Raw genomic sequence first — 11,650 nt, 5'->3', positions numbered from 1 at the left:
AAATAACCTTTTACATGACAAAAAGATTACTTTTAGCCATTGTGCTTTTGGTAGGCGTGACGCTTACGGCAGGAGCACAGAAAGAAAGACGGAAGTTCAAGCGCATCGACCGGGGTGTGCAGGAATCGGTATTCATCCCCAAAGGGCAATGGATGGCAGGAGGAAGCATTTCGTATTCCGAGCATGAGGAAGACAACTTGAACTTTTTGGTCTTGAAAGACGTGCAAGGGGAGGGATACAGTTTCAAAGTCAGTCCCTACTTCGGCTATTTTTTTGCCAACAACATGGCGGCAGGTTTCCGCTTCACTTACGACCGTGCTTATCTGGATATGCCCAATTTTGACCTTAATTTGGGAGATGACTTGAACATCAGTCTGAGCGACCTGTACTACCTGCAACACAAATATGAGGTATCAGGTTTTTTGCGTACTTATATGCCGATAGGGAAAAGTAAGATTTTCGGTCTGTTCAATGAAGTGCGTCTTACTTACGGATATAGTGAGGGAAAGAACTCTACGGGTTCGGGGACAGAATACGATGGAACTTACCAGACCGCCAACCACTTGCAGATAGGCATTGCGCCGGGCATGACTGCTTTTGTGACCGACTGGGCAGCGGTTGAAGTGTCGATGGACATCATGGGATTTGACTTCAAGTGGCAAGACCAGAATACGAATCAAGTGGAAACCGGAAAGCGCCGGACCAGTTCGGGAAACTTTAAGATAAACCTGTTTTCCATCAACATCGGCATGACGTTCTATCTCTAAAAATGATGAATGAAGAATGATGAATGAAGAATTTTTGTATTGTATGAGAAAATCAATTGGTCAATGGACTTTCGCCGTTCTGTTACGATGTATGGCGTTAGGTGTGCTTTTCCTTTCCTCTTGCAAGATAGATAATGATATCCCTTATCCCATTGTGTATGGCAACATCACGGCTTTGGAAGTGGAAGGACAGCGTGCCGGAGAGGATGGCGGAAACGTGCAGGCAACTATCAGCGAACAGAACCGTACGGTGACGCTGTATGTAGACGATTCGGTAGATCTTAGCGAGTTGCGTATTACCCGTCTGACGGTTTCTAATGAGGCAGAGCTGATTCCCGACTCTGCTGCTTGCCAGGATTATGCTCGTTTTCCACGTTCAGGCTTTGCTTCACTTGATGACCTGCCCTTGTCGATGGATACACGCATGGATTTTACTCAACCTGTGCATTTCACTTTGCGTACATATCAGGATTACGATTGGACGGTGACGGTGGAGCAGATTATCGACCGTCAGATTATGCTGCAAAATCAGATTGGCAATCCGATTATTGACACCAATACACGGACGGTCATTATTTATGTAGATTCCGAACAGCCGTTGAATGCCATTAAGGTGACTTCGTTTAATTTGGCAGGTGCACATGGAACGGTTGCTCCCGATCCTACGGAGTTTGATACTTTCGACTTTTCTTCCCCCGTGGATTTTTATGCTACATACGGTTGGGAAGAAGTGTCCTATCGCTGGCGGGTATATGTCTATCATCAGGAAAGTAGCGGAGCGGCAACGGGTGATGTGTTTGCCCGTGTCACTACCGCTTCGCTGAACGGCAGTATTCAAAATGGGAAGACACCAGTGGTAGAATATAAAACGCAAAGTGAAAGCACGTGGACGGAATTGTCTTCATCGGCTGTAACGGTAAGAGGGACATCGTATGCGGCAGAATTTAGCGGGCTAAGTGCCGGCACTACTTATCAATATCGGGTAAGCGTAGACGGAGTAGCAGGAGCAGAACAATCGTTTACCACTGCCCCTGCTACTCCGTTGGAAAACGGAGGGTTCGAAAATTGGTATATGGATGGGAAAGTATATATTCCCAATGTCTTAGGCAGTAGTTTTTGGGGAAGTGGGAATCCGGGTGCTGCTCAATTCCTTAGTAATCTGACAACTCCTACTTCGGATGCAGTATCCGGGCAGGCAGCTTTGTTGGAATCAAAAGATGCTGTTATCAAGTTAGGGGCTGGCAATATCTTTACGGGTGATTTTGCGCTGGATGGTACGAATGGTATTTTACATTTCGGGCAACCTTTTACCACATTCCCTACGGCATTGCGTTTTTATTATAAGTATACGTCAACTACAATTAATAAAATAGGGAATAGTGTAGGAGAGTTGGAAAACCTGCGTGGACGTCCGGATTCGTGTCATGTTTATATTGCTTTGTCCGATAAATCGGAGCCTTATGAAATACGTACTGCTCCATCGAAGCGGCAGATGTTTGATAAGAATGATGCGAACATCATCGCATATGGAGAATTTATCTCGGCGCAAACAACTTCATCGTACCAGCAGATTACCATTCCGCTGGAATATCGTGCGAATAACCGCACGCCCCGTTACATTGTTATCGTAGCTTCGGCAAGTAAATATGGTGATTATTTTATAGGAGGAGTAGGCAGTACACTTTGGTTAGACGAAATGGAATTGGTATATGAATAAGGTAAAGTTTTTAGTGGCAACATTGCTGGGCGTGCTTTTTGTAGCATGCAGTGAGGAAGAAAACCTGTCGCAAACAGGCAAGACGGGGTTTCTTGTATCGTTGGCGGAAGATGTAAAGGTGGAGTCGCGCAGTACGCCTGAGGAGTTGGGCGAGCCTGTGGCTTCGCAATTCAACTTGAAGATAACGAATCAGGTAACAGGAAGCGAACTGTACAACGATTCGTACACAAATCAGTTGATTCCGGCATCTGCCGGTATGTATGAGATAGAGGCAACGTACGGCGATAATCCGGTTTTGGCTCTGGATGCCCCTTATTATAAAGGTACTGCTGAAGCGGATTTGGCGGATGGAGAATCAAAGACTGTGCAAGTAAACTGTAAAGTTGCCAATGCCTTGGCTTCGGTTGTGTTTGATAATAGCGGAACGAATACATTCGAGAGCCAGTTTGCTTCGTCGTATGGAGTGAGGGTCAGCGTCAATGGCTCTTCCACCACATTGACCGATAATGGGAAAAGTGCTTATTACCGTGCAGGTTCGATGCCTGTCTTTACTTTTGTGGGAACTTTGCGGAACGGAGGAGGCGAGAAAGAAGTGCCTTTGGAGAATTCCGATCTTTCCAGTCCGTCTACCTTTGCTGCCGGAAAGCATTGCCGGATTACGCTGAAGCTAAGTGACGCTGCTCCAGGTTTGCGTGTAGAGATAAGCAAGGTGGAAGTGGATTCTGTTACCATTAACGAAACGATTCCATTGGAATGGTTGCCGAAGCCGAAAGTGACGGCGGAAGGATTTACAGACAATACATTATTTATGTATGAAACAGAAACACCGACTGCTAAATTTAATTTTAATCTTTCTTCAGCCTTGCAAGAGTTGAAATTTACGTTAAATCTGGCGGATGAAACATACCAGTCATTAAATAAAACTTATACGTTGTCTGAGTTATCGGAAGAGGACAGAACGGCTTTAACAAATGCCGGTGTTGTATTGCCTGTGATTGGTTCCAAGGAAGCATCGTTAGATTTTACAGGATTGGCTGCTAAATTGACAGGAAGTACAAGTGGAGAAGTCTTGTCGAATGTCATAACACTGGATGAAGTAAAGGCTAATAATCGTGTATTGGAAGGTGAACAGGTCTACACGATTCAAACCAGTGCACCTGATTTTGAGTTGATTGTTTATCCGGGCAATACTTGGACGAAACAGTTTACAGCAAATACGCAAATTATACATGGCAATGCGGATGTGATTCGGAAAGGGATGACGTTTGAATATAGAACAAGTGAGACTGATTGGATGTCTTCAAGAGATAGTTTAATTACAGGATTAACACCGGGTACAAATTATCAGGTAAGATTGAAATATGGCAAGCATTACAAAGAGACGAATGTAGCGACTTATCCTATAATTGAACTGGAGAATGGAGATATGGAGGATTGGAATTATGATGATGGACCTGAAGCAAGTTGGCCTAGTAAAGGACCTTTTTGGAAAAGATGGTATGTTCGTACTAATAAAGATGAAACGACTGATGGTTGGTGCTCATTAAATTATTATACAACAAGTAATAACGACCCTAAAGCTTATTGTTCTAATTCGGGAACAGAACAAAGCTCTGATAAGCATAGTGGTAGTTATGCTGCTGAAATAAAAACAATAGGATGGGGTGATGGTACAACTGCAGCATCTCCTTTTTCTACCATAAAACAAAATACACCAGGAGAATTGTTTTTGGGTAAAATTAATAATAATGAAAAAGAGTATGGCATTCAATATGAATCCCGACCGACTAATTTGATATTTTGGTATAAATATAATCCGGAGGGATCTCATGAATTTACTGCAAAAATAGTGATTGAAAATAAGAATGAAAATGTTATTTTAGCAGAGGAGATATTTAATGGAAGCCAGCAGGATAATTATGTTGAAAAAAATATATTTATAAATTATAAAGATGAATATAAACATTTAGAACCAACGCATATGTACATTTTATTTTCTTCAGGAGAGAATTCGAATTCAGAGGTTGACAAGGCCTCTGTGTTACGTGGTAGTCGACATATAGGAAATATTCTCTATATCGATGACATCTCTTTAGTTTACGACAAATAAAAAGAAATCTGAATGTCCGCATTTTGCCAAATTGATTGTAGGGGCGTATTGTATACGCCCTGAAAGTTCCACATGGATAAGTTGGTGCATTCGGGCGTATGCGATACGCCCCTACACTGGCTGTTTGTGGATATTCATTAAAAGAAATAATCAATGAAACAAACAATACTATACTTATTATTAGGAACCTTCCTCTTGGCAAGCTGCCAGCAGGAAGATATATCAAGCAATACAGCTACGGGATACTTGGTTTTGGAAAGCATTGACGTGCAAGTAAACCAACAAACGGTATCATCGCGTGCGGTAGATGCAGACCTTTACGTCGATATCTTGCAAGAAGATGCCATATTCCGTCAATACGGTCCGGGGATGGTGCCCGACCGCATCGAACTGCCTGAAGGAACCTACCGGCTTCATGTGTATAATGCAGCTGCTACTTTGCCTGATCCTTATGACGGAAACGGGGTGGCTATATTTGAATATACCGGAGAGCCTATTACGGTAGAGGCCAATGGAACAACGCTGATAGAAGAGATAGAAGTACCGATGATTAATTTTGGTGTTACATTACAACTTCCAGAAGAATTCAATACCTATTTCAAAAATTATGCATTTACGGTGACAAGCGACAGGTCGGTGGAATTGAAAGAAGGGGAAACTGCTTATTTCCCTTATAATAGCGACAAGGTAACATTCAGCTATTCATTGAAAGCGACCAATGCAGATGGGGAAGAGTCGGAACCGGAAGGGGGAACGAGGAACGAAGTCGTTTCCGGAACAATCTATACCGTATCCTACGAAATGGAAACTCAATCGCTCAATATAACTGAATAATCTGTCCGTAATCGACCGGTCTTTATAGGCCGGTTGCGGACTTTTACCAGATTATATTCTCTTTCTGATATCAGTACAGACCGTGTCCTCGACAATTATTCTAGTACAAAGACCGGATGGTTGGGAGTACTGGCTTCAGGGCGGTAGGTAAAGCCTTCCCATTTGAATGTCTTGATTTGTTCGGGGGCTTCTATCCGATTTTTTAAGAGAAATCGGGTCATTTCTCCGCGACACATTTTGGCGTAGACGGTAATGCTTTTGAGTTTTCCCTCTTTTTGTACCAAAAAATCAGGGGTAATGACGTGCACGGCTTCGGTGATGCGTTCCCAATGAAACAGGTCTTTCATTTCTGCACTGGCAAGATTGACAAGTATGCCTCCCTGCTTACGGATGGCTTCGATAAACCAGCTGGTCAGTATGGGTTTCCAGTAATCAAACATTGTGCAATCGTGTTTAGGCAGGCATACGTTGCCTTCGAGACGGTAGGAATGAATCAGGTCGAGCGGACGCAACAAACCGTACAAAAAGGAAGTGATAAGCAGATGCTCTTGTGCATAAGTGAAATCATCGAGCGTAAATGATGAGCCATTAATGTGCTTGAATACCATACCTGTATATGCCAGCAAGGCGGGGAGTGAAGGTGTGTCGGGTGAAAAGAAGTTCTGATAGCGCAGGTAGTTCTCGGCAGCCAGCTTGGTATTGATATGGAGCAGTTTGCCTAAATCATCGGCACTGAATTGATTCATTTCCATAGCGTTTGCCAGGGCTTCGTTTTCGAAGTAGGGTAAGGTGGTAAAAGGTAAGGTGACCCGGGGGTGACGTTCGGTCATGGTTTTGGCACACGAAATGAATAGTAGCATACAAATTTTGTTTTTTAGAGGTTAAAAGAATAAAGTAGTTGAGGCGTTGACGCCCCAACTACTTTATTCCTTTATTTATATTCTTGCCAACTCTTTATCTTGATGTCTTCCTGCTTCATCTGACAGAAAGCTTCGATAAAGGCTTTTGCCAGGCGGGCATTGGTAATAAGCGGGATGTTATGGTCGATGGCACCCCGGCGGATACGGTATCCGTTGGTCAGTTCACGTTTGGTGTGATTTTTCGGAATGTTTACAATCAGGTCAAACTTATGACCGGCAATCATCTTCATTACGTTGTTTTCGGCATGTGGACGTTCATCGGGCCAGAATACCGGAGTGGTAGGAATGCCGTGTGAATTGAGGAACGTGGCTGTACCAGCTGTGGCATAGATGTGGTAGCCGTTCTTGCTCAGTTCGTGGCTGGCATCCAACAGGTCGACTTTTGATTTTGTGGCACCCGAAGAAAGCAGGATGGATTTTTTCGGTATCTTGTATCCGGTGGCTATCATTGCATTCAGCAGGGCTTCGTCGAAATCATCACCCAGGCAGCCTACTTCTCCGGTAGATGACATGTCTACTCCTAATACCGGGTCGGCATTCTGCAGACGCGCAAACGAGAACTGGGAAGCTTTTACGCCTATCCAGTCGATGTCGAATGCCGACTTGTCGGGACGGGTGTAGGGAGCATCGAGCATGATGCGTGTGGCTGTTTCGATGAAGTTGCGTTTCAATACTTTCGATACGAAGGGGAAGCTGCGTGAAGCACGCAAGTTACATTCGATAACCTTTACTTCGTTTTTGCGTGCCAGATACTGGATATTGAACGGACCGGAGATATTCAGCTCTTGTGCGATGCGCCGGCTGATTTTCTTGATTTGGCGAGCTGTCGAGAAGTATATCTGCTGTGCGGGGAAGACCAAAGTGGCATCACCCGAGTGTACACCGGCATATTCGATGTGCTCAGAGATGGCATATTCTACAATTTCGCCGTTTTGTGCCACGGCATCGAATTCGATTTCCTTGGTTTCCTGCATGAATTGGGATACCACTACAGGGTATTGCTTTGAAACCTCACTTGCCATTTGGAGGTAACGCTTCAATTCTTCTTCATCGTAGCATACGTTCATTGCAGCACCGCTTAATACGTACGATGGGCGCACCAGAACAGGATAGCCTACTTTTTCCACGAATTTCTCTACGTCTTCCAGGCTGGTCAGTTCCTGCCAGGCGGGCTGGTCGATACCTAGTTGGTCGAGCATCGCTGAGAACTTGTTGCGGTTTTCGGCACGGTCGATGGAGATGGGTGAAGTACCGAGGATGGGTACCGACTGGCGGTAAAGCTTCATGGCAAGGTTGTTCGGGATTTGTCCGCCTACCGACACGATGACACCGCGGGGCTGTTCCAGATCGATGACATCCAGCACACGCTCGAATGATAATTCGTCGAAGTACAGGCGGTCGCACATATCATAATCGGTCGATACGGTTTCTGGATTATAGTTAATCATGATTGATTTGTATCCCAGTTTGCGTGCAGTCTGGATGGCATTCACCGAGCACCAGTCGAACTCTACCGACGAACCGATGCGATAGGCACCTGAGCCAAGCACAATGACTGATTTTTCGTTCTTATAATAATTGATGTCATAGCCTTCGGTGCCATATGTCATATAGAGATAATTAGTCAGTTCAGGATGTTCCGAAGCCACGGTGTTGATACGTTTTACTGCAGGAAGGATACCCAGTTGTTTGCGATAGTCGCGTACCATAAGATTTTCTTTTTCCATGGTTCCGTTTGCAGGCTTCAATACGAAACGGGCAATTTGGAAATCGGAGAATCCCAGGCGTTTTGCCTCACGCAATACATCAGCAGGAAGTTCTTCCAGTGTGTTGTAAGTCTGTAACTTGTGCTTGTAATCAACGATGTTTTTCAGGCGTTCGATGAACCATGGGTCTATCTTGGTCAGGTCGTAAATACGTTCGATGGTATAGCCTTCTTCCAATGCCTGTGCGATAGCGAAGATACGGAGGTCGGTGGGGTTTGCCAGTTCATCGTCCAGATTATCAAAGCGGGTATGGTCGTTGCCTACGAAGCCGTGCATGCCCTGTCCTACCATACGCAATCCCTTTTGGATGATTTCTTCGAACGAACGTCCGATGGACATGATTTCGCCTACCGATTTCATACTCGAACCAATACGGCGTGATACGCCCACAAACTTGGTCAAGTCCCAACGCGGAATTTTGCAGATGAGATAATCCAGCGAGGGAGCCACGTATGCCGAGTTGGTCGTGCCCATTTCACCAATTTCATCGAGGTTGTATCCCAAAGCTATTTTTGCAGCTACGAAAGCGAGCGGATATCCGGTGGCTTTCGATGCCAATGCGGAAGAACGGCTGAGGCGTGCGTTCACCTCGATGATGCGGTAATCATTGGTTTCGGCATGGAAAGCGAACTGAATGTTACATTCACCCACGATGCCCAGATGGCGTACACATTGCTTGGATATTTCCTGTAGCATGGTGACTTGTTCTTCTTTGAGCGAACAAGTGGGGGCAACTACGATGGATTCGCCGGTGTGGATGCCCAGTGGGTCAAAATTCTCCATGCTTGCTACGGTGAAACAATGGTCATTTGCATCGCGGATAACCTCAAATTCGATTTCTTTCCAGCCTTTCAGCGATTCCTCTACCAAGATTTGCGGAGAGAATGTGAAAGCACTTTCAGCCAGTTCGATGAAAGCTTCTTCCGTGGGGCAGATACCGCTTCCCAAGCCTCCCAGCGCGTATGCCGAACGAATCATTACCGGATAACCGATGCGGCGTGCGGCTTCGATGGCATCTTTAGTGTTTTCTACAGCTTGGCTGATAGGGGTCTTTAGCGAAATTTCATTCAGCTTCTTAACGAAAAGATCACGGTCTTCGGTGTACATGATGGCATCTACCGAGGTGCCCAGCACTTCTACGCCATATTCTTTTAATGTTCCGTTGGTATACAATTCAGTACCGCAATTCAGGGCGGTTTGTCCTCCGAAAGCCAGCAGGATGCCGTCGGGCCGTTCTTTCTTGATGATTTCGGTTACAAAATACGGAGTGACCGGCAAGAAATATACTTGGTCGGCAATGCCTTCCGAGGTCTGGATGGTGGCGATGTTGGGATTGATGAGCACCGAACGTATTCCTTCTTCGCGTAAGGCTTTCAGTGCTTGCGAGCCCGAGTAGTCGAATTCTCCGGCTTGTCCGATCTTGAGTGCGCCCGACCCAAGGACCAGGACTTTCTTTAATTCCTTTTTCATGGCATTATATAGATTTATGTTGAGTTAATAATTAATAGTGAATAATGAATAACGAGGGTTGTAGTCTGCTACCGTTGTTAATTATTCATTGTTCATTATTAATTGGATGGACTCTTTTTGCAAAGGAACAATTTATTTTTGAAGAAAACAAAGGTTTTGATTATCTTTGTCCCAATAAATTTAATGAGAAATTATAATATGGGAAAAGAAAAGATTATTTTGACCGGTGACCGCCCTACCGGTAAACTGCATATCGGACACTATGTAGGCTCATTGCGCCGCCGTGTGGAGCTTCAGAACTCGGGGCTTTATGATAAAATATTCGTGTTTGAGGCCGACGGACAGGCGTTGACCGACAATATCGACAATCCGGAGAAGATACGTCAGAACGTGATAGAGGTAGCGCTCGATTATTTGTCGGTAGGATTGGACCCTGCCAAGTCGACTATCTTTATCCAGTCGCAGATACCGGAGTTGTGCGAGCTTACCTTTTATTATATGGACCTTGTCACCGTATCGCGCTTGCAACGCAACCCGACGGTGAAGACCGAAATCCAGATGCGTAACTTCGAGACCAGCATCCCTGTAGGATTTTTCGTATATCCGATTAGCCAGGCGGCAGACATCACCGCTTTCAAGGCAACGACCGTCCCCGTAGGCGAAGACCAGGAACCGATGTTGGAACAGGCACGCGAAATCGTGCGCCGCTTCAACTATATTTATGGCGAGACATTGGTAGAGCCGGAAATCCTGCTTCCTGATAATGCCGCTTGCCTGCGCTTGCCCGGTACGGACGGAAAGGCGAAGATGAGCAAGTCGCTGGGCAACTGTATCTACCTTTCCGACCCGGCTGATGAAGTGGAGAAGAAAGTGCGCAGCATGTACACCGACCCTACGCACATCAAGGTGAGTGACCCCGGCAAGCTGGAGGGCAATACGGTATTTACGTATCTCGATGCCTTCTGCCGTCCCGAACACTTCGAACGTTATTTGCCCGAGTATCCCAATTTGGACGAGCTGAAGGCTCACTATACCCGTGGCGGTTTGGGCGATGTGAAGGTGAAAAAGTTCCTGGCGGCTATCATGCAAGAGGAATTGGAGCCTATCCGTGCCCGCCGCAAAGAGTTCGAGAAAGACATTCCGGCTATTTACGACATGCTGAAGAAAGGGTGTGAGGTGGCACGTGAAGCCGCTGCACAGACACTTGATGAGGTGCGCCGTGCCATGAAAATCAATTATTTCGATGACGAGGCGTTGATAGCTGAGCAAGCCAAGCGGTTCGGGCAAGAATAATTATATGGAAAGGGGCTTATTTGCCATGGAACGGCTAGATAAGCCTCTTTTCCATTAAGAGAATAAGAAGCTGTTTTGAATTTCTCCAAAAAGTTTTTCTTGGCTTGATGTATTCGTTTTCGTGTGTGCTTTGGGCGATTTTTTGGTCTTTTTCGCTCCTGTTCTTCGTCAGATAGCCCGCTATCTTCCTCATCACAGAAGCGAAAATGCCTCAAAAACTCATCCCAAATCATCGCACGATAAATTCAAAACAGCTTCTAAAAAAACAATTGAATTCCGCAAACGTCCCTATAGCCAATTAGGCAAAATGCGGAATTCATTAAAAACAAATCTACTGATCTATGTATTGATGAAGCTTGTCGGATTTGTCGGATTTGATTTTTTTTGAAAAAAAATGCTCAAAAGTTTGCAGATTCAAAAATAAGCTGTACCTTTGCAACCGCAAATGAGAACGAGACCTTCGGGCGTTTAGCTCAGCTGGTTCAGAGCATCTGCCTTACAAGCAGAGGGTCGGCGGTTCGAATCCGTCAACGCCCACTTCACCAAAGCTATATTAGTCAAATTTCCCCCTTCGGGCGTTTAGCTCAGCTGGTTCAGAGCATCTGCCTTACAAGCAGAGGGTCGGCGGTTCGAATCCGTCAACGCCCACTTCACCAAAGCTATATTAGTCAAATTTCCCCCTTCGGGCGTTTAGCTCAGCTGGTTCAGAGCATCTGCCTTACAAGCAGAGGGTCGGCGGTTCGAATCCGTCAACGCCCACTTCCATTTAAATT

Annotated in this window: 8 protein-coding genes and 3 tRNA genes; 8 read left to right on the top strand and 3 right to left on the bottom strand. The window is 45.4% G+C overall.

Annotated features, from left to right (window positions below; translation table 11 throughout):
- The first annotated feature begins 14 nt into the window (after positions 1 to 14).
- From B5G04_RS03225 to B5G04_RS03210, 4 genes are all read left to right on the top strand, one after another.
- On the top strand, positions 15 to 767 hold the full coding sequence (locus B5G04_RS03225) for a hypothetical protein (RefSeq protein WP_022038798.1): 753 nt from the start codon (positions 15 to 17) through the stop codon (positions 765 to 767).
- Between the two features lie 43 nt (positions 768 to 810).
- Positions 811 to 2,484: a PCMD domain-containing protein gene (locus tag B5G04_RS03220; protein ID WP_239414016.1), complete on the top strand. Its 1,674-nt coding sequence runs from the start codon at positions 811 to 813 to the stop codon at positions 2,482 to 2,484.
- Positions 2,477 to 4,594, top strand: a complete 2,118-nt coding sequence (locus B5G04_RS03215) for a DUF4493 domain-containing protein (protein ID WP_087251139.1) — start codon at positions 2,477 to 2,479, stop codon at positions 4,592 to 4,594. The genes B5G04_RS03220 and B5G04_RS03215 overlap by 8 nt, the downstream gene beginning before the upstream one ends.
- Positions 4,595 to 4,747: 153 nt before the next feature.
- Positions 4,748 to 5,428, top strand: coding sequence for a DUF4493 domain-containing protein (locus B5G04_RS03210; protein WP_087251141.1), 681 nt, complete (start codon positions 4,748 to 4,750; stop codon positions 5,426 to 5,428).
- 95 nt (positions 5,429 to 5,523) lie between these two features.
- Here the strand turns inward: B5G04_RS03210 and B5G04_RS03205 are convergent, their stop codons facing one another.
- Positions 5,524 to 6,288: a YaaA family protein gene (locus B5G04_RS03205; RefSeq protein ID WP_087251143.1), complete on the bottom strand. Its 765-nt coding sequence runs from the start codon at positions 6,286 to 6,288 to the stop codon at positions 5,524 to 5,526.
- Between the two features lie 71 nt (positions 6,289 to 6,359).
- The gene (gene carB, locus B5G04_RS03200) at positions 6,360 to 9,584 is read right to left on the bottom strand and encodes a carbamoyl-phosphate synthase (glutamine-hydrolyzing) large subunit (protein ID WP_022038793.1); all 3,225 of its coding nucleotides are present in this window, start codon (positions 9,582 to 9,584) and stop codon (positions 6,360 to 6,362) included.
- A 198-nt stretch (positions 9,585 to 9,782) separates the two neighbouring features.
- Here carB and trpS point away from each other — a divergent pair, with 198 nt between their 5' ends.
- Positions 9,783 to 10,877 carry a tryptophan--tRNA ligase gene (gene trpS / locus B5G04_RS03195; RefSeq protein WP_087251150.1) on the top strand — a complete coding sequence of 365 codons (1,095 nt, stop codon included), beginning with the start codon at positions 9,783 to 9,785 and terminating at the stop codon, positions 10,875 to 10,877.
- Here the strand turns inward: trpS and B5G04_RS19615 are convergent.
- Entirely contained in the window at positions 10,820 to 11,110 is a 291-nt protein-coding gene (locus tag B5G04_RS19615; protein WP_158100025.1) for a hypothetical protein, read from the bottom strand. The genes trpS and B5G04_RS19615 overlap by 58 nt on opposite strands.
- A gap of 229 nt (positions 11,111 to 11,339) precedes the next feature.
- Between B5G04_RS19615 and B5G04_RS03190 the strand changes: the two genes are divergently transcribed.
- From B5G04_RS03190 to B5G04_RS03180, 3 genes are all read left to right on the top strand, one after another.
- Positions 11,340 to 11,414 (top strand) — tRNA-Val (locus B5G04_RS03190).
- Positions 11,415 to 11,450: 36 nt separating this feature from the next.
- Positions 11,451 to 11,525 (top strand) — tRNA-Val (locus B5G04_RS03185).
- Positions 11,526 to 11,561: 36 nt separating this feature from the next.
- Positions 11,562 to 11,636: transfer RNA gene (locus tag B5G04_RS03180), tRNA-Val, on the top strand.
- Positions 11,637 to 11,650 lie beyond the last annotated feature (14 nt).

It is taken from the genome of Bacteroides sp. An51A, from assembly GCF_002161565.1.
Taxonomy (GTDB): domain Bacteria; phylum Bacteroidota; class Bacteroidia; order Bacteroidales; family Bacteroidaceae; genus Phocaeicola; species Phocaeicola intestinalis.
Note: the sequence above shows the minus strand (reverse complement) of the source record. Positions and strands in the feature narration are given on the sequence as shown.

Bases quoted from the DNA above. Each gene is read 5' to 3' on its own strand.
- B5G04_RS03225 (WP_022038798.1), top strand. From the start codon at position 15: ATGACAAAAAGATTACTTTTAGCCATTGTGCTTTTGGTAGGCGTGACG.
- B5G04_RS03220 (WP_239414016.1), top strand. From the start codon at position 811: ATGAGAAAATCAATTGGTCAATGGACTTTCGCCGTTCTGTTACGATGT.
- B5G04_RS03215 (WP_087251139.1), top strand. From the start codon at position 2,477: ATGAATAAGGTAAAGTTTTTAGTGGCAACATTGCTGGGCGTGCTTTTT.
- B5G04_RS03210 (WP_087251141.1), top strand. From the start codon at position 4,748: ATGAAACAAACAATACTATACTTATTATTAGGAACCTTCCTCTTGGCA.
- B5G04_RS03205 (WP_087251143.1), bottom strand. From the start codon at position 6,288: ATGCTACTATTCATTTCGTGTGCCAAAACCATGACCGAACGTCACCCC.
- carB (WP_022038793.1), bottom strand. From the start codon at position 9,584: ATGAAAAAGGAATTAAAGAAAGTCCTGGTCCTTGGGTCGGGCGCACTC.
- trpS (WP_087251150.1), top strand. From the start codon at position 9,783: ATGGGAAAAGAAAAGATTATTTTGACCGGTGACCGCCCTACCGGTAAA.
- B5G04_RS19615 (WP_158100025.1), bottom strand. From the start codon at position 11,110: ATGATTTGGGATGAGTTTTTGAGGCATTTTCGCTTCTGTGATGAGGAA.